This window comes from Streptomyces sp. NBC_00433 (genome assembly GCA_036015235.1).
Classification (GTDB): domain Bacteria; phylum Actinomycetota; class Actinomycetes; order Streptomycetales; family Streptomycetaceae; genus Actinacidiphila.
Window position 1 is genome coordinate 7,626,881 of record CP107926.1, and the last position, 18,228, is coordinate 7,645,108.

Sequence of the window (18,228 nt, forward strand, 5' to 3'; positions counted from 1 at the left end):
ACGACGACGATGAACCGCAAGCTTCTGGTGCTGCCCGCCCTGTTGGGCGTGATGACACCCCTGCTCACCGGGTGCGGCGGTTCCGGCGGGGGGAGCGGTGGCGGCAAGGCCATCGTCGTCGGCACCACCGACACCATCGAGCTGACCAAGGACAACCCGGCGCCGCTCGACCCCGCGACCTCGTACGACAGCGCCACCTGGAACGTCTTCTACAACACCTTCCAGATGCTGCTGACCTACCAGCGCGGCAGCACCACCCCGAGCCCGGACGCGGCCAAGGAGTGCCACTACACGGACGCCAGCGTGGTGACGTACCAGTGCACGATGCGCGGGGACCAGAAGTTCTCCAACGGCGACCCGATGACGGCGCAGGATGTGAAGTTCTCCGTCGACCGGATGCAGAAGATCAACTGGGCGGCCGGTCCCGCCACGCTGATATCCGGCGTCAAGTCGGTGGACGCGCCGGACGACAAGACGGTGGTCTTCCACCTCAAGGCGCCGGACGCGACCTTCCCCGCCAAGCTCGCCACCCCGGCCGCGGCGATCGTGGACAAGAAGGTCTACGCCGCCGACAAGCCCTACACCGGCTTCCGGCTGGTCGGCTCCGGCCCGTACACGCTGAATTCCTTCGTGCAGGCCAAGCAGGGCGACTTCTCCAAGAACTCGCACTACACCGGCTCCCTGAAGGTCAACAACAGCGCGATCGAACTGAAGCTGTTCACCGACCCCCACAAGATGGAGTCCGCCCTGCGGGCCGGCTCCATCGACGTGATGGCCCGCACCCTGAGCCCGGACCAGATCGGCACCCTGCTCAGCAGCAACGACCCGGACGTCAAGCTCACCGAGTCGCCCGGCGGCGAGGCGCGCTTCCTGTTCCTCAACACCGACTCGCCCGAGCTGAAGAACGTCGCGGTGCGCAGGGCGATGGCCCAGATCATCGACCGGCAGGCGATCACCCGCGACGTCTACAAGCGGACCGCCGACCCGCTGTACTCGGTGATCCCGCAGGGCATCACCACCCACACCAACTCGTTCTACAACACCTACAAGGACCCCTCGGTCCCGGCGGCCAAGGCCCTGCTGCACGACGCCGACATCACCGAGAAGGTCCCGCTGACCATCAACTACCGCCGCGACGACGGCGGCACGATGAACGAGGCCGAGGCCAAGACGATCGCCCAGCAGCTCAACGCGAGCGGGCTGTTCGACGTCACGACCAAGAGCGAGCAGTGGAACACCTTCCTCAAGAAGGCCACCCAGCACGAATACGACGTCTTCGCCCTCAGCTGGCTGCCGGACTTCCCGGACCCGGACAACTACATCGCGCCGTTCTTCGACAAGGACAACTTCCTCGACCTCGCCTACAACAACAAGACGATCCAGGACCAGTTGCTGCCGGCCACCCGCAAGCAGGCCCAGCGCGGTGCCACGGCCATGGACTTCACCAAGGCGCAGAACCTGATCGCCTCTGACGTGCCGATGCTGCCGCTGTGGCAGGGCAAGCAGTACATCGCCGCCCGCAGCAACATCACCGGTGTCGAGTGGGCGCTGAACTCCTCGACCACCACCCAGTTCTGGGAGCTGGGCCGGGGCCAGAGCGGCTGACGCCCTCCGGAATCCCGGGAGTCGGGCCGCGGTCAGGACAACTGACCGCGGCCCGCCGCCTTTTCCGGCCGCTCAGCTCGCGCCTGGGAACGCTTGCGGCTCAGCTCGCGCCGGGGCGCACCAGACCGCTCTCGTAGGCGTAGACCGCGGCCTGCACCCGGTCGCGCAGGCCCAACTTGGTCAGCACATGCCCGACATGGGTCTTCACGGTGGTCTCCGAGACGAACAGCTCGGCGGCGATCTCCGCGTTGGACAACCCCCGGGCCACCAGCCTGAGCACCTCGACCTCGCGCTCGGTCAGGGTGTGCAGCGGCTGCGGCACCGACTCGTCACCGGACGGCAGCCGGCCCGCGTACTTGTCGAGCAGCCGCCGGGTGATGCTCGGCGCGAGCATCGCCTCACCCGCGGCCACCACCCTGATCGCCTGCACCAGCTCGGCCGCCGGGGCGTCCTTGAGCAGGAAGCCGCTGGCGCCGGCCCGCAGCGCCTCGATCACGTACTCGTCGAGGTCGAAGGTGGTCAGCACCAGCACCTTCGCCGGCCCCGACCGGTCGGGCCCGGTGATCTGCCGGGTGGCCTCCACCCCGTCCATCCGGGGCATCCTGATGTCCATCAGCACCACATCGGGCTGCAGCGCCCGCACCTGGTCCAGCGCCTGCTGGCCGTCCCCGGCCTCACCGACCACCGCCAGGTCGGGCTCGGCCTCCAGGATCATCCGGAAACCGGTACGCAGCAGGGGCTGATCGTCCACCAGCAGGACGCGGATCGCCACGGGTACTCCTCCGTCTTCGCTAGACCGGACCATTCTCGCCCACCAGGGGCAGGACACCGGCTGTCGCCGCCAGCGGATAGGGTGGCGGAGTCCCGCCGAATTCCGGGCAGAACGCCTGGTGGTCGCACCAGCCGCACAGCGGGGTGCGGCGCGGCCGCCAGTCGCCGCTCTCCGTCGCCGCCCTGATCGCCTCCCACAGCGCCAGCAGCTTGCGCTCGGTACGCAGCAGGTCCGCCTCCGACGGGTCGTACGTCAGCACGTCCCCGCTGCCCAGATACACCAGCTGCAGCCGCCGCGGCACCACCCCGCGCAGCCGCCACAGCACCAGCGCGTAGAACGACATCTGGAACATCGGCTCGTCTTTGTACTCCGGGCGCGGGGCCTTGCCGGTCTTGTAGTCCACCACCCGCAGGTCGCCGGTGGCCGGCGCGACGTCCAGCCGGTCGACATAGCCGCGCAGCGTCAGCCCCGACTCCAGCACCGTCTCCACGTACAGCTCGCGCTCCGCCGGTTCGAGCCGGGTCGGGTCCTCCAGGGTGAACCAGCGGTCCACCAGGGCGCGGGCGCTGTCCAGCCAGCCGGCCAGCGCCGCCGGCTCCGCCGCGTCGAACAGCACGGAGAGCTCGGGCCTGGCCGCCAGCAGCCGCTGCCACTCGCCGGGCACCAGGTCCCTGGCCCGCTCGGCGGTGCGGTCCGCCGCCGGGGCGTCGAAGAGCCGCTCCAGCACGGCGTGGACGACCGTGCCGCGGGTCGCCGCCTGGGTCGGCTTCTCCGGCAGCCGGTCGATCACCCGCAGCCGGTAGAGCAGCGGGCAGCGCATGAAGTCGGCCGCGCGCGACGGCGACAGCGACGTCGGCGGTCGCGGCGGAATGCTCTCGGTGCTGGTCCCCATGGGGCACGACCCTACGGCCTGCCACCGACAAGCCGGTGCCCGCCGGGCGTAACGGCGCAATAGCATGGCAGCGAGGCCTCGATCCGAGCGATCGGTACGAGGTCGGTTCCGAACGAGGGGAAGCAGTGAGCGAGAGCGGTCGGCCGCCGTCCCGGAAGAGCGACGCCCCTGGCCAGAACGGCGACCCCGGCACCTCCGCGCGAGGGCCCGGCGGCGGGATCCTGATGGGCCGCTTCTTCGGCGTGCCCATCTACGTGGCTCCCAGCTGGTTCCTGGTCGCGGCCCTGATCACCTGGGTCTTCGGCGACCAGCTCGACACCGTGCTGCCCGACCTCGGCGGGATCCGCTACCTCGTGTCGCTGTTCTTCGCGGTGGCCTTCTACGCCTCGGTGCTGGTCCACGAGCTGGCGCACACCGTGGCCGCGCTGCGCTTCAAGCTGCCCGTACGGCGTATCCAGCTGCAGTTCTTCGGCGGCGTCTCGGAGATCGAGAAGGAGTCCGACACCCCTGGCAGGGAGTTCGTGCTGGCCTTCGTCGGGCCGCTGCTCTCGCTGGTCCTCGCCGGCGTCTTCTTCGGCGGCATGCAGCTGGTCGAGTCCGGGACGGTGCCCGGGGTGCTGCTCGCCGGGCTGATGATCAGCAACCTGATCGTGGCGATCTTCAACTTCCTGCCCGGCCTGCCGCTCGACGGCGGCCGCATGCTGCGGGCCGTGGTCTGGAAGATCAGCGGCAAGGCCATGACCGGCACGGTCGCCGCGGCCTGGGTCGGCCGCGGGCTCGCCCTCGCGGTGCTCATCGGGCTGCCGATGCTCTCCTACGCCCGGGACGGCGACAGCGGCGGCTCCGGCTTCGACTCGCTCACCGACGCGCTGCTCGCCGCGATCCTGGCCGCCATCATCTGGACCGGCGCCGGCAACAGCCTGCGGATGGCCAGGCTCCGCGAGCGGCTGCCCGACCTGCGCGCCCGCACCCTGACCCGCAGGGCCGTCCCGGTCTCCTCCGACACCCCCCTGTCCGAGGCGCTGCGCCAGGCCAACGAGGCCGGCGCCAGGGCCCTGGTCGTGGTCGACGGCCGCGGCGCCCCCATGGCGCTCGTCCGCGAGTCCGCGATCGTCACCATCCCCGAGCACCGCCGCCCCTGGGTCGCGGTCAGCGGCCTCGCCCAGGACCTCACCCCGGGTATGCGGGTCTCCGCGGAACTGGCAGGCGAAGCCCTGCTCGACACCCTGCGGGCCACTCCCTCCACCGAATACCTGGTGGTCGAGCCGACCGGTGAGATTTTCGGCGTGCTGGCCACCTCCGACGTCGAGAAGGCCTTCCTGGCCGCCATGTCGCGCCCTTCCTGAGCGGCCCGCGCCGGGCGCCCGCCAGGCCCTCCGGCGGCGGACTCGCCGGTCAGGGGCGGCGGAAAAGCCCGATAAGGTGATCCCCATGTCCGAACCGACCGGTGCCGCCCGCCGACGCGGGCCCTTCAAAGTCGGGGACCAGGTCCAGCTCACCGACCCCAAGGGACGCCACTACACCTTCACGCTCGAAGCCGGGAAGCAGTTCCACACCCACAAGGGTGCCTTCCCGCACGACGAGCTGATCGGTGCTCCCGAGGGCAGCGTGGTCCGAACCACGGGAAACGTCGCCTATCTCGCGCTGCGCCCGCTGCTCCCCGACTACGTCCTGTCCATGCCCCGCGGGGCCGCCGTGGTCTACCCCAAGGACGCGGGGCAGATCCTGGCGATGGCCGACATCTTCGCCGGCGCCCGCGTGGTCGAGGCCGGCGTCGGCTCCGGATCGCTGAGCAGCTTCCTGCTGCGGGCGATCGGCGACCACGGGATGCTGCACAGCTACGAGCGCCGCGCGGACTTCGCCGAGATCGCCACCCAGAACGTCGAGCGCTACTTCGGCGGCCCGCACCCCGCCTGGCAGCTCACCGTCGGCGACCTCCAGGACCACCTGTCCGACACCGACGTGGACCGCGTGATCCTGGACATGCTGGCGCCCTGGGAGTGCCTGGAGCCCGTCTCCAAGGCCCTGGTGCCCGGCGGCATCCTGTGCGCCTACGTGGCCACCACGACGCAGCTGGCACGTACCGTCGAGGCGATCAGGGAGCACGGCAGCTTCAACGAGCCGGCCGCCTGGGAGACCATGGTCCGCACCTGGCACGTCGAGGGCCTCGCCGTCCGCCCCGACCACCGGATGATCGGACACACCGGCTTCCTGCTCACCGCCCGCCGGCTCGCCGACGGAGTGGAGCCCCCGCTGCGCCGCCGCCGGCCCGCCAAGGGCGCCTACGGCGAGGACTACACCGGACCGGGCAGCGCGAGCGGCGGCGCCGGCACCGACCGCTGAGTCCGCCGGAGCGGGTGGTTTTCGGCCAACTTCGCCAAGCCGCCGCCGGTTTGTCCGTTCCGGACAGCCGGCGGCGGCTTTTTCACGGCCCGGCCGCGGCTCGGCGGCCCCCGCCGAGACGGCCCGATGTGACGTGTGGCACGATGCTGGCCAATCCCGCAGAACGACCCCAGGAGACAGGCGAGTGCAGCCGTCCGCAGGCCAGGAGTTTCCGCACACCCGCACCCGCGGCGTCCACTGGATCAGTACGGCCGCCGCCCTCGGCGCCGTGGTCGCCGCGGTGGCCCTGGTCCAGCCCGCCGACGCCTCGCCCGGCAAGCCGGCCGCCGCGGGCCGCGCCCCGGCCGCGGGCAGCACCCACGCCGCACCGGTCGCACCCCCCGACCCGGCCGCCGCGACCTACCCGCTGAACTGCGGGGACGGCGTGAAGACCGATGTGGTCGGCAAGGTCTCCGGCGACCTGGACGGCGACGGCCGCCCCGAGACCGCCGTGGTGGTGCGCTGCCACACCGACACCGGCACCCCGCCCAGCGGCGTCTACGTCCTGTCCGCGCCCACGGCCGCGGGCGGCCCGCCGCGGATCGCCGTCACCCTGGTCAAGCCGGAGGACAACCGGCAGATCAGCGGTTTCCGCCTGGAGGGCCGCACCGTCAAGGCCACCGTGCTCGGCTTCTCCTCGGACAGCGTCCCGCAGTGCTGCCCCGACCTGCGCCGCGACTACTCCTGGGAGTGGCGGGACGGCCGCTACGTGGCCCTCCCCGGACCCGCGGGCACCAGCGTCTGAGCGCCGCCGCCCGGCTCCCTCACGACACCCGCGGCCGCGCCTTCGCACCGCACCCGCCGCGGGCTCATTCCGCGTCGGGCCCGTAGACCTCGACGCGGTCCGCCGCCCGCCGCACATGGATGCAGTCGCCGGGGCACTCCTTGGCCGAATCCACCACATCCCGCAGCAAAGCCACCGGGACGGGTACGGTGGCACCAGCGGCCTGCCGCAGCTCGTCGTCGTCACCCTTCACATAGGCGAGGCCGTCGATGTCCAGCTCGAAGACCTCCGGCGCGTACTGCACACAGATCCCGTCGCCGGTGCACAGGTCCTGGTCGATCCAGACCTCGAGTGCTTCGGCCGTCTCGTTGCTCACGGAAACTCATCCCTGCCGTTGGTCGTTCGGGAAGCAACCGCCCTGTCCGGCTGTTGACCGAATCGACGATACAACCGGCGGCTTTCCGGGCGTGCTCGGTGGGTATCTCAGTGGCGGAGGGACGTACGCAAGGGTGAAGATCGGACACACCGCGATCGTCTTTGTGATCTAGGGGTTTCAACCCCCACCGGCCCAGGTAGGGTCTGGAAACGTCCAGCTCCCCTTGGAGGAGGTGAGGACCGTGGCGGCCCACGACGACGACATCAACCGTGGCGGCCGACCCGCTCGTGGTTCGGAAGACCCCATGAGCCAGGTCGCCTTTCTTGAGCAGGAGATCGCCGTCCTGCGACGCAAGCTCGCCGACTCTCCGCGTCACACGAGGATTCTCGAAGAGCGGATCGTCGAGCTGCAGACCAATCTGTCCGGCGTGTCTTCGCAGAACGAACGGCTGGCGAGCACCCTTCGCGAGGCCCGCGACCAGATCGTGGCCCTCAAGGAGGAGGTCGACCGGCTCGCGCAGCCACCGGCGGGCTTCGGCGTTTTCCTGCAGGCCAACGACGACGGCACGGCGGACATCTTCACCGGCGGGCGCAAGCTCCGGGTGAATGTGAGCCCGTCGGTCGACCTCGACGACCTCAGGCGCGGACAGGAGCTGATGCTCAACGAAGCGCTCAACGTGGTCGAAGCGATGGAATTCGAGCGGGTCGGCGACATCGTCACCCTCAAGGAGGTCCTGGAGGACGGCGAGCGCGCCCTGGTGATCGGGCACACCGACGAGGAGCGGGTGGTCCGGCTCGCCGAACCGCTGCTCGACGGCACCCTGCGCACCGGCGACGCCCTGCTGCTCGAACCCCGCTCCGGATACGTCTACGAACGGGTGCCCAAGAGCGAGGTCGAAGAGCTCGTCCTCGAAGAGGTGCCCGACATCGACTACCGCCAGATCGGCGGCCTCGGCAACCAGATCGAGCAGATCCGCGACGCGGTGGAGCTGCCCTACCTGCACGCCGACCTTTTCAAGGAGTACGAACTGCGCCCGCCCAAGGGCGTCCTGCTCTACGGCCCGCCCGGATGCGGCAAGACGCTCATCGCCAAGGCGGTCGCCAACTCGCTGGCCAAGAAGGTCGCCGAGGTCACCGGGCAGCCGCAGGGCAAGAGCTACTTCCTGAACATCAAGGGCCCGGAGCTGCTGAACAAGTACGTCGGCGAGACCGAGCGGCAGATCCGCCTGGTCTTCCAGCGCGCCAGGGAGAAGGCGAGCGAGGGCACCCCGGTCATCGTCTTCTTCGACGAAATGGAATCGCTCTTCCGCACCCGCGGCAGCGGCGTCAGCTCGGACGTGGAGAACACCATCGTCCCGCAGTTGCTCGCCGAGATCGACGGTGTCGAGGGCCTGGAGAACGTCATCGTGATCGGCGCCTCCAACCGCGAGGACATGATCGACCCGGCGATCCTGCGCCCCGGCCGGCTGGACGTGAAGATCAAGATCGAGCGTCCGGACGCCGAGGCGGCCAAGGACATCTTCTCGAAGTACCTGGTCGACACCCTCCCGCTGCACGGCGAGGACCTCTCCGAGCACGGCGGGTCGAAGGCGGCCACCGTGGACGCCATGATCCAGTCCGTGGTCGAGAGGATGTACTCCGAGACCGAGGAGAACCGCTTCCTGGAGGTCACCTACGCCAACGGTGACAAGGAGGTCCTGTACTTCAAGGACTTCAACTCCGGCGCGATGATCCAGAACATCGTGGACCGGGCCAAGAAGATGGCGATCAAGGACTTCCTGGACCACGAACAGCGCGGACTGCGCGTCTCCCACCTGCTCGCGGCCTGTGTCGACGAGTTCAAGGAGAACGAGGACCTGCCCAACACCACCAACCCCGACGACTGGGCCCGCATCTCCGGGAAGAAGGGCGAGCGGATCGTCTTCATCCGCACCCTGGTGACCGGAAAGCAGGGCGCCGACACGGGACGCTCCATCGACACCGTGGCGAACACCGGACAGTATCTGTAAGCACTACCCTCCGGCTGCGGGTCCCGACAGCGGGTACCCGCAGCCGGTGTGTTTTCCGGCCCGCACGGGCCGGAGCCGGGCAAGGAGGGCCGCATGACCGTACGGCGAGTAATGGGCATCGAGACGGAGTACGGGATCTCCGTCCCCGGCCACCCGAACGCCAATGCCATGCTCACCTCGTCCCAGATCGTCAACGCCTACGCGGCGGCGATGCACCGGGCGCGCCGCGCCCGCTGGGACTTCGAGGAGGAGAACCCGCTGCGGGACGCCCGCGGCTTCGATCTCGCACGGGACGCCGCGGACTCCACCCAGCTGACCGACGAGGACATCGGCCTGGCCAATGTCATCCTCACCAACGGCGCCCGGCTCTACGTGGACCACGCCCACCCCGAGTACTCGTCGCCCGAGATCACCAACCCGCGCGACGCGGTGCTGTGGGACAAGGCCGGCGAGCGCATCATGGCCGAGGCCGCGGTGCGGGCCGCCCAGCTGCCCGGGGCGCAGCCGATCCACCTGTACAAGAACAACACCGACAACAAGGGCGCCTCCTACGGCACCCACGAGAACTACCTGATGAAGCGCGAGACGCCGTTCTCCGACATCGTCAGGCACCTCACGCCGTTCTTCGTCTCCCGGCAGGTGGTGACCGGCGCGGGCCGGGTCGGCATCGGCCAGGACGGCCACGAGCACGGCTTCCAGCTCAGCCAGCGCGCGGACTACTTCGAGGTCGAGGTCGGCCTGGAGACCACCCTCAAGCGCCCCATCATCAACACCCGCGACGAACCCCACTCCGACGCCGAGAAATACCGCCGGCTGCATGTGATCATCGGCGACGCGAACCTCTCGGAAATCTCCACCTACCTCAAGCTCGGCACCACCGCCCTGGTGCTGTCCATGATCGAGGACGGCTTCATCAAGGTGGACCTGGCCGTGGACCAGCCGGTCCGCACCCTGCACGACGTCTCCCACGACCCCGGCCTGCAACGTCTCGTCACACTGCGCAACGGTCGCACGCTGACCGCCGTCCAGCTCCAGATGGAGTACTACGAGCTGGCCCGCAAGTACACCGAGGAGCGCTACGGCTCCGACGCCGACCCGCAGACCAAGGACGTACTGGCCCGCTGGGAGGACGTGCTCAACCGGCTGGAGAGCAATCCGATGAGCCTGGCGGGCGAGCTGGACTGGGTCGCCAAGCTGGAGGTCCTGGAAGGCTACCGGCGCCGCGACAACCTGGGCTGGGACGCGGCCCGCCTGCAGCTGGTCGACCTGCAGTACGCCGATGTGCGCCCCGACAAGGGCCTCTACAACCGGCTGGTGGCCCGCGGCCGCATCAAGCGGCTGCTGGACGAGCAGGAGACCGTCAGGGCCGCGACCAAGCCCCCTGAGGACACCAGGGCCTACTTCCGCGGCCGCTGTCTGGAACAGTACGCGGACGACGTCGCCGCCGCCTCCTGGGACTCGGTCATCTTCGATCTGCCGGGTCGTGACTCACTGCAACGGGTGCCCACGCTGGAACCCCTCCGCGGCACCCGCAAGCACGTCAAGGAGCTCCTCGACCGCTGCCGTACCGCCGAAGACCTGGTTCGCATCCTGTCCGGCGGCTGAAACGGGCCAGAACCGGGAATCAACCGGGTAGCACTCGGACGTTGACGTATTCGAGAGCCGGGGACGGACCCTCCTTGTAGGGTCTGATCTTGTAGGACACGCAACCGAGCGGGGTGAGGGACATGGCAACCAAGGACACCGACGGCGGACAGCAGAAGGCGACGCGTTCCACGGAGGAGGTCGAGGAGGTCCAGGAGGACGCCCAGTCCGCCGAAGACCTCAAGGAACGCCACGAGAAGCTCTCGGACGACGTGGACTCCGTCCTCGACGAGATCGACGACGTGCTCGAGGAGAACGCTGAGGACTTCGTGCGCTCATTTGTCCAGAAGGGCGGCCAGTAGGCGCTCCCACCCCGCCCCGCGGCCGTTATCCGGGCCGTGGGGCGGATGGATTTCCGGACCGGCGGGTAGGGTCCGTACCGACCTCAAGATCGTGTGGAAGGAATCGCGTGGAAGCCAACTCTCGCAGCACCGGGCGTCTGCCGGCCGCCTTCCTGACGCCCGGCTCGTCGTCCTTCCTCGACTTCCTCGGGGCGCACTCGCCCGAGCTGCTGCCGGGCAATCGGACGCTGCCGGCGCTCAAGGGGGCGATCGAGCTGCCGCACGGCACCACGATCGTGTCCGCGGTCTTCGACGGCGGGGTCATCCTCGCCGGCGACCGGCGGGCCACGATGGGCAATGTCATCGCCCAGCGCGACATGGAAAAGGTCTTCCCCGCCGACGAGTACTCGGCGGTCGGCATCGCCGGCACCGCCGGCCTGGCCGTCGAGATGGTCAAGCTCTTCCAGCTGGAGCTGGAGCACTACGAGAAGATCGAAGGCGCCACCCTGTCCCTGGAGGGCAAGGCCAACCGGCTGTCCACGATGATCAGGGGCAATCTGAGCATGGCCCTGCAGGGCCTCGCCGTCGTGCCGATCTTCGCCGGCTACGACACCGACCGCGGCAAGGGCCGGATCTTCTCCTACGACGTCACCGGCGGCCGCAGCGAGGAGACCGGCTTCGCCGCCACCGGCTCGGGCTCGGTCTACGCGCGCGGCGCCCTCAAGAAGCTCTACCGCCAGGACCTGACGGAGCGCCAGCTGTCCACCGCGGTGATCCAGGCCCTCTACGACGCCGCGGACGAGGACTCGGCCACCGGCGGCCCCGACATCGCCAGGCGGGTCTACCCGCTCATCACCGTGATGACCGAGGACGGCTTCCGCCGGGTGCCCGACTCCGAGGTCGCCGCGCTCGCCCGCGAGGTGATCGACGCCCGCCTCGAGCGTCCCGACGGCCCGCAGGCCCAGGTGCTGTGACCCCAGGTCAGCCGACCCCCCTCCGCACTGTCCCAGCGCCGACTGCAGAAAGGCACGGTTAGCCGGTGTCCACGCCCTTTTATGTCTCACCCCAGCAGGCCATGGCGGACCGCGCCGAATACGCCCGCAAGGGCATCGCGCGTGGCCGCAGCGTCGTCGTGCTCCAGTACACCGACGGCATCGTCTTCGTCGCCGAGAACCCGTCCCGCGCGCTGCACAAGGTCAGCGAGATCTACGACCGGATCGCCTTCGCGGCGGTCGGCAAGTACAACGAGTTCGAGAACCTGCGGATCGGCGGGGTGCGCTACGCCGACCTCCGCGGATACACCTACGACCGGGACGACGTGACGGCCCGCGGCCTCGCCAACGTCTACGCGCAGACGCTGGGCACGATCTTCTCCAGCGTCGGCGAGAAGCCGTACGAGGTGGAGCTGATCGTCGCGGAGGTGGGCGCCGCCCCCGAGGACGACCAGATCTACCGGCTGCCCCACGACGGCTCCATCGTCGACGAGCACGGCGCGGTCGCCGTCGGCGGCAATTCCGACCAGATCGGCAGCTACCTCGACCAGCGCCACCGGGACGGCATGACGCTGGCGGAAGCGCTGGCGCTGGCGGTGGAGTCCCTCAGCCGCGACACCAACGGCAGTGACCGGCAGCTGACGGCCGAGCAGTTGGAGGTCGCGGTCCTGGACCGCACGAGGCCGCAGGCGCGGAAGTTCAAGCGCATTCTCGGGCGTCAGCTCACCCGTCTCCTTGAGGCGGAGAGCGCCGCCACGACCACGACGGACGACCCGTCCGACGAGGAGTGATCCGTCCCCCGGGTGCCCCCGGTCCTGCCGGGTGGTCCCCGACCTGGGACCTTCCCCCGGCGGGGGGCTGGTCGCGCAGTTCCCCGCGCCCCTGGGTGATTGCCCCTTGCGGTGCGCTGCTTGCGTGCGGCCCGGTGGGGGGCTGAGCGCGCAGTTCCCCGCGCCCCTATGGGCTTGCGTCCTCCTACGCCGAGCGTTTGCCCCTGGCTGTGGGCTTGCTCTCTGGGCGGAGGGCACGCGTTTTTCAGGGGCGCGGGGAACTGCGCGCCCCGCGGAAGAGGCGGGAAAGAAGGCAACGCCACAGCAAGTGGCAATCACCTGGGGGCGCGGGGAACTGCGCGACAAGCCATGACGTACCCGCGGGCAGGCACCGCGCCGCAAGGGGCAGGAGCCTCAACCGCGCGGGGCCGACGCCGTCGAGGCGCGGGGCAGGAGGGTGAGGGGGAGTTCGACCGGCGGGGCGGGCCTGCCCGCGAGGAGGGCCAGCAGGGCCGTCATCCCATGACGCCCGATGGACTCCGCGGGCAGCCGAACCGTCGTCAGCTCCGGATCGAGCGCCGCGGCCAGCGCGAGATCGTCGAAGCCGGAGACGGACACGTCCTCCGGAATCCGCAGCCCCAGCGCCCTGGCGCCCTTGCACGCACCGGCCGCGAGGATGTCGTCGTCGCACAGCAGCGCCGTCGGCCGGGGTCCGGGCGCGCTCAGGGCGCGTACGGCCGCGTCCCTGGCAGCGGCCACGTCGAGCGCGGCGAGCCGGCGCGGGGCCGGCGGCAGACCGGCCGCGGCCAGTTCGGCGGTGACTGCCTCCGTGCGGACCCGGAAGGTCCAGGTGTCCACGTCGGCCGCGATATGGGCGACACGCCGGTGGCCGAGGCCCAGCAGGTGCCTGGTGACCTGGCGCATGCCGTCCGCGACGGCGAGGTTGACGGTGGGCGGGCCGCCCGGCACACCGGGGTCGCTGTCGAGCATCACCAGCGGCAGCCCGCCGTCGCCGATGGCGGCGAGCGCGTCCGCGGCCATGGACGAGGCGATGACGCCGTCGATCGCGGTCCGGGCCGAGCCGAAGGGGTCGCGGGCCGGGCCGATGCCGGCGGGGGAGGGGTAGAGCACGACCCCGAAGCCGTGCGCGTCGGCCACTTCGGCGGCGCCGGCGTAGACCCGGGCGAAGTATTCGTGGGTGAGCGCGGGGACCACGAGCAGCGCCGTCCTGGTCGCGCCGAGCCGCAGGCTGCGCGCGGCCAGGTTGGGGCGGTAGCCGAGGTCCCCGGCGGCGGCCCGTACCGCCCGCGCGGTCCGCTCCGAGACCCGCCCCCGCCACTTGTCCCCGAGCACGAGCGACACCGTCGCCTGCGACACCCCGGCCGCCCGCGCCACATCCCGCGAAGTGGGCCGCCCGACCACCCCGGCCCGCGCACCCGCGTCGTGCCCTTGGGGCCCGCCCTCCCCGGGGCCGGGCCGGGCATGCGGACCGGGCGCCGTATCGGCGTCGGCCCCTCGGGGCCGGCTCTCTCCCGAGCCGGGCTGTGAGTCAGGACCGGACGCTCCCCGGCGCACTCCGGACGCCGCGTCGGCGTCACCCTCCCCGGGGCCGGGCCGGGCATGCGGACCGGGCGCCGCGTCGGCGTCGTGCCCTCGGGGCTCTCCAGCGCCGTGCCGGGCGTGCGCGCCGGGCGACGCGCCCGCGCCGGCGTCAGTCCGCCCGGGACCGGGCGCCGCGTCCGCGTCGTCCCCCCGGGGCCCGTCCTCCCCGGGGCCGGAGCGGGCGTGCGCGTGCGCGCCCGGCGCGGCGTTCGCGTCGGCTTCAGGCACCCCGGTACCCCTTTCCGCGTCGTTCGGCGCTGTCGCGCGGGTGGACCGCGCAGTTGGCGCCATGGTACGTATAGGGCCGGACGTTATACGTAACACTAGCGCGGCGGGAAGGGGCGGGATGGCCACCGGTTACGGGGACCTGTTGCGGACGCCGCATGCCGCGAGGCTGCTGGGCGGGACGTTGCTGGGGCGGCTGCCCAACGCCATGGCCGCGCTCGCCATCGTGCTGTACCTGCGCTCGCAGGGGGCGGGGTACGGGCTGGCGGGGGCGCTGTCGGCGGTCTACGGGTGTGCCGTCGCCGTGGGGCAGCCGCTGCTCGGGCGGGCGGTGGACCGGCGGGGGCAGCCGCGAGTGATGGCGGGGGCCGCGCTGCTGTCGGCTGCCGGGTTCGGGCTGCTGGCCGCCGTCGGGCCGGAGCCGCTGCCGCTGGCGACCGCCGCGGTGGTGCTCGCGGGGGTGGCCACGCCGCCGCTGGAGGGCGGGCTGCGGGCGCTGTGGCCGGACGTGCTGGGGCGCGAGGACCGGGTGCAGCGGGCGTACGCGCTGGACGCGGCCGCGCAGGAGGTGCTCTTCGCGGCCGGGCCGCTGCTGGTGACGCTGGTCATCGCGGCCGCCTCCCAGGCCGCGGCCGTGGTCGTGACCGGGCTGCTCGGGGTCGCGGGGACCCTGGTGGTGGTCACCTCGGGGCCCTCGCGGCGCTGGCGGGCCGCGGATCGCGAGGCGCACTGGCTCGGCGCGCTGCGCTCGGTGGGCCTGGCGGTGCTGCTCGGCGCCTTCTTCTTCGTCGGTGTGACGCTGGGCGCGATCTCGCTGGCCGCGGTGGTCTACGGCGACGCGCACGGCGGCGGCCCGGTGGCCGCGTACGTCCTGGCCGCGAACGGCGTGGGCGCCCTGGCCGGCGGGCTGACCTACGGGGCCAGGGGCTGGCCGGGGCAGCCGGAGCGGCGGCTGCGGGTGCTGAGCGTGGCGCTCGCGCTCTGCTACCCGCCGCTGATGCTCGTGCCCGCCCTGCCCTGGATGCTGCTGCTCGCCGCGCTGTCCGGGCTCTTCCTGGCGCCCGCCCTGGCCTGCGGCTTCCTGGTGGTGGACCGGCACGCCCCGGCCGGCACCGTGACGGAGGCCTTCTCCTGGGTGGTGACCGCGGTCGGCGTCGGCGCGGCACTGGGCACCGCGGCCGCGGGAGTGGCCGCGCAACAGGGCGGCGCGGTCGCCGGATTCGGCGTGGCGGGCACCGGCGCGGCCGTCGCGACGGCCGTACTGCTCTCGACCGGCGGATTCCTGACGGCGCCAAACCTCGAAACCCGGCAGGAAAAAGATCCAAACCGTGCCGTCGAACCCCGTTTCAGCTCCACGCATCAGGCGTAATGTTCAGACATGGACCGCCGCATTTTCGGGCTGGAGAACGAGTACGGCGTCACATGCACGTTCAGGGGACAGCGGCGTCTGTCCCCTGACGAGGTGGCGCGGTACCTCTTCCGCCGTGTCGTGTCATGGGGCCGGAGCAGCAATGTTTTCCTCCGCAATGGTGCCCGTCTCTATCTCGACGTCGGATCGCACCCGGAGTACGCCACTCCGGAGTGCGACAACGTCACCGAACTGGTCACCCACGACAAGGCCGGCGAGCGCATCCTCGAAGGCCTTCTGGTCGACGCGGAGCGCCGGCTGCACGAAGAGGGCATCGCCGGGGATGTGTACCTGTTCAAGAACAACACAGACTCGGCGGGCAACTCCTACGGATGCCACGAGAATTACCTGGTGGCCCGGCACGGGGAATTCTCCCGCCTCGCCGACATCCTCATTCCCTTCCTCGTCACCCGGCAGCTGCTGTGCGGCGCGGGCAAGGTGCTGCAGACCCCGCGGGGCGCGGTCTTCTGCGTGAGCCAGCGCGCCGAGCACATCTGGGAAGGGGTCAGCTCGGCCACCACCCGCTCCCGGCCGATCATCAACACCAGGGACGAGCCGCACGCCGACGCCGAGCGCTACCGCAGGCTGCATGTCATCGTCGGCGACTCCAACATGTCCGAGACCACGATGCTGCTCAAGGTCGGCGCCACCGACCTGGTGCTGCGCATGATCGAGGCCGGCACGGTGATGCGGGACCTGACCCTGGAGAATCCGATCAGGGCCATCCGCGAGGTCAGCCACGACATCACCGGCCGCCGCAAGGTGCGGCTGGCCTCGGGGCGCGAGGCGTCCGCGCTGGACATCCAGCAGGAGTATTACTCCAAGGCCGTCGAGTTCTGCGAGCGCCGCGGCATCCGCAGCGGCGTGATCGAGCAGGTGCTGGAGCTGTGGGGTCGCACCCTGGAGTCGATCGGCAGCGGTGACCTGTCCAGGATCGGCACCGAGATCGACTGGGTCATGAAATACCAGCTCATCGAGCGCTACCGGAACCGCGACAACATCACCATGTCGCACCCCCGGGTCGCGCAGATAGACCTCGCCTACCACGACATCCACCGCCGCCGCGGTCTGTACTACCTGCTGGAGCGCAAGGGGCAGGCGGCCAGGATCTGCAACGACCTGAAGATCTTCGAGGCCAAGTCGGTGCCCCCGCAGACCACCAGGGCCAGGCTGCGCGGCGACTTCATCCGCCGCGCCCAGGAGCAGCGCCGCGACTTCACCGTCGACTGGGTGCATCTCAAGCTCAACGACCAGGCGCAGCGGACCGTGCTGTGCAAGGACCCCTTCCGGTCGGTGGACGACCGGGTGGAGAAGCTCATCGCCGGGATGTAGCCCGTCCCGGGCGCGGCAGCGGCCCTCGCCGTCAAGGCGACGGCCGTCACAGCGGACCCACAGGCCCCGTGCGGAACTCGTACGGGGCCTGCGGTACGCCGTAGGGTGTGGGGCGGTATCTAGACACCTCCGACCCCGACTCCGACCCGAACCGAGGGAATCCGTGCGCCGACGCTCCGTACTGCTCGCCGTGCCCGCGCTCATGCTCACTGCCGCCGGCTGTGGTGACGACTCCAAGAAGAGCGATTCAGCGGCCTCCGACTCGCCCTCGGGCTCGCCGAGCACATCGGCGAGCGCCACGCCCAGCGCGACCCCCAGCGCGACGCCGAGCACCAAGATCGTCAGCGGCCCGGTGCCGAAGGTCACCAGCGGCACCGCCTTCAACACCAAGCCGACCGTGGCCAAGGGAACCGGCACCCCGTCCACCGACCTCGCCGTCAAGACGCTGATCCCCGGCGAGGGCGCCGCGGTGGCTTCCGGCGACATCGTTCAGGTGAACTACCTGGGCCAGGTGTGGAGCACCGCCAAGGTGTTCGACACCAACTTCGGGAAGACGCCGTACGCCTTCCAGACCGGCAGCCAGGCGGTCATCCCGGGCTTCGAGCAGGCCGTGATCGGCGCCAAGAAGAACGGCCGGGTCATCGCGGCCATCCCGCCGGCCCTCGGCTACGGGACCTCGGGCAACGCCCAGGCGGGCATCAAGGGCACCGACACCCTGGTCTTCGTCGTGGACGTGCTCAACGTCTACACGGGCAAGGACTCCGCCAAGGGCAAGACCGTGCCGCAGACCGACGCGGACCTGCCCAAGGTCGGCACGAACACCGACGGCAAGGCGCCGTCCATCACGGTGCCCAAGACCAAGGCGCCCACCAAGCTGGTCTCGAACTACGTGCTGGAAGGCGACGGCAAGGCCGTCAAGGCCTCCGACACGCTGGTGGTGCAGTACAAGGGCGTGCTGTGGGACGGCGGCAAGGAGTTCGACTCCAGCTACTCCCGCAAGCAGGTCACGCAGTTCCCGCTGTCCAGCGTCATCCCGGGCTGGACGCAGGGCCTGACCGGCAAGAAGGTCGGCAGCCGGGTGATGCTGGTGACGCCGCCGGACCTGGCCTACAAGGACCAGGCCAACGGACCGGTGCCGGCGAACGCCACACTGGTCTTCTCGGTGGACATCATCGCGGTTCTGTAAGACTGTCCCGGTTGCCCGCAACCGTACAA

The 18,228-nt window shown here is 70.6% G+C and carries 16 protein-coding genes; 12 read left to right on the forward strand and 4 right to left on the reverse strand.

The window, feature by feature from the left end; all coding sequences use genetic code 11:
- The first annotated feature begins 9 nt into the window (after positions 1–9).
- Positions 10–1,605, forward strand: a complete 1,596-nt coding sequence (locus OG900_32640; GenBank protein WUH94420.1) for an ABC transporter substrate-binding protein — start codon at positions 10–12, stop codon at positions 1,603–1,605.
- Positions 1,606–1,705: 100 nt separating this feature from the next.
- Here the strand turns inward: OG900_32640 and OG900_32645 are convergent, their stop codons facing one another.
- Positions 1,706–2,377: a response regulator transcription factor gene (locus tag OG900_32645; protein WUH94421.1), complete on the reverse strand. Its 672-nt coding sequence runs from the start codon at positions 2,375–2,377 to the stop codon at positions 1,706–1,708.
- A gap of 19 nt (positions 2,378–2,396) precedes the next feature.
- Complete coding sequence (locus tag OG900_32650) at positions 2,397–3,269, reverse strand: PD-(D/E)XK nuclease family protein (protein WUH94422.1); 873 nt, start codon at positions 3,267–3,269, stop codon at positions 2,397–2,399.
- A gap of 125 nt (positions 3,270–3,394) precedes the next feature.
- Here OG900_32650 and OG900_32655 point away from each other — a divergent pair, with 125 nt between their 5' ends.
- The 3 genes from OG900_32655 to OG900_32665 all read left to right on the forward strand — a co-directional run bounded on the left by OG900_32655 (position 3,395) and on the right by OG900_32665 (position 6,396).
- On the forward strand, positions 3,395–4,615 hold the full coding sequence (locus OG900_32655) for a site-2 protease family protein (GenBank protein ID WUH94423.1): 1,221 nt from the start codon (positions 3,395–3,397) through the stop codon (positions 4,613–4,615).
- Between the two features lie 85 nt (positions 4,616–4,700).
- Positions 4,701–5,612 (forward strand): tRNA (adenine-N1)-methyltransferase, encoded by a 912-nt coding sequence (locus OG900_32660; GenBank protein ID WUH94424.1) that lies wholly within the window; start codon positions 4,701–4,703, stop codon positions 5,610–5,612.
- Between the two features lie 184 nt (positions 5,613–5,796).
- On the forward strand, positions 5,797–6,396 hold the full coding sequence (locus tag OG900_32665; protein WUH94425.1) for a hypothetical protein: 600 nt from the start codon (positions 5,797–5,799) through the stop codon (positions 6,394–6,396).
- Positions 6,397–6,460: 64 nt separating this feature from the next.
- On the opposite strand, the gene OG900_32670 is transcribed toward OG900_32665, so the two are convergent.
- The gene (locus OG900_32670; GenBank protein ID WUH94426.1) at positions 6,461–6,751 is read right to left on the reverse strand and encodes a ferredoxin; all 291 of its coding nucleotides are present in this window, start codon (positions 6,749–6,751) and stop codon (positions 6,461–6,463) included.
- 241 nt (positions 6,752–6,992) lie between these two features.
- Here OG900_32670 and arc point away from each other — a divergent pair, with 241 nt between their 5' ends.
- The 5 genes from arc (at position 6,993) to prcA (ending at position 12,467) form a co-directional block, all read left to right on the forward strand.
- Positions 6,993–8,759, forward strand: coding sequence for a proteasome ATPase (gene arc, locus OG900_32675; GenBank protein WUH94427.1), 1,767 nt, complete (start codon positions 6,993–6,995; stop codon positions 8,757–8,759).
- Between the two features lie 93 nt (positions 8,760–8,852).
- Entirely contained in the window at positions 8,853–10,364 is a 1,512-nt protein-coding gene (gene dop / locus OG900_32680; GenBank protein WUH94428.1) for a depupylase/deamidase Dop, read from the forward strand.
- Positions 10,365–10,486: 122 nt separating this feature from the next.
- Positions 10,487–10,705, forward strand: coding sequence for a ubiquitin-like protein Pup (locus OG900_32685; GenBank protein ID WUH94429.1), 219 nt, complete (start codon positions 10,487–10,489; stop codon positions 10,703–10,705).
- A gap of 107 nt (positions 10,706–10,812) precedes the next feature.
- Positions 10,813–11,658 carry a proteasome subunit beta gene (gene prcB / locus OG900_32690; protein ID WUH94430.1) on the forward strand — a complete coding sequence of 282 codons (846 nt, stop codon included), beginning with the start codon at positions 10,813–10,815 and terminating at the stop codon, positions 11,656–11,658.
- Between the two features lie 65 nt (positions 11,659–11,723).
- On the forward strand, positions 11,724–12,467 hold the full coding sequence (gene prcA, locus OG900_32695) for a proteasome subunit alpha (protein WUH94431.1): 744 nt from the start codon (positions 11,724–11,726) through the stop codon (positions 12,465–12,467).
- Between the two features lie 393 nt (positions 12,468–12,860).
- Here the strand turns inward: prcA and OG900_32700 are convergent, their stop codons facing one another.
- Complete coding sequence (locus OG900_32700; GenBank protein ID WUH94432.1) at positions 12,861–13,868, reverse strand: LacI family transcriptional regulator; 1,008 nt, start codon at positions 13,866–13,868, stop codon at positions 12,861–12,863.
- 526 nt (positions 13,869–14,394) lie between these two features.
- Between OG900_32700 and OG900_32705 the strand changes: the two genes are divergently transcribed.
- From OG900_32705 to OG900_32715, 3 genes are all read left to right on the forward strand, one after another.
- Complete coding sequence (locus tag OG900_32705) at positions 14,395–15,642, forward strand: MFS transporter (GenBank protein ID WUH94433.1); 1,248 nt, start codon at positions 14,395–14,397, stop codon at positions 15,640–15,642.
- A 9-nt stretch (positions 15,643–15,651) separates the two neighbouring features.
- A complete protein-coding gene (pafA, locus tag OG900_32710) occupies positions 15,652–17,013 on the forward strand; it encodes a Pup--protein ligase (protein ID WUH94434.1) in 1,362 nt (453 codons plus the stop codon).
- A 163-nt stretch (positions 17,014–17,176) separates the two neighbouring features.
- The gene (locus OG900_32715; GenBank protein ID WUH94435.1) at positions 17,177–18,199 is read left to right on the forward strand and encodes an FKBP-type peptidyl-prolyl cis-trans isomerase; all 1,023 of its coding nucleotides are present in this window, start codon (positions 17,177–17,179) and stop codon (positions 18,197–18,199) included.
- Positions 18,200–18,228: the final 29 nt, after the last annotated feature.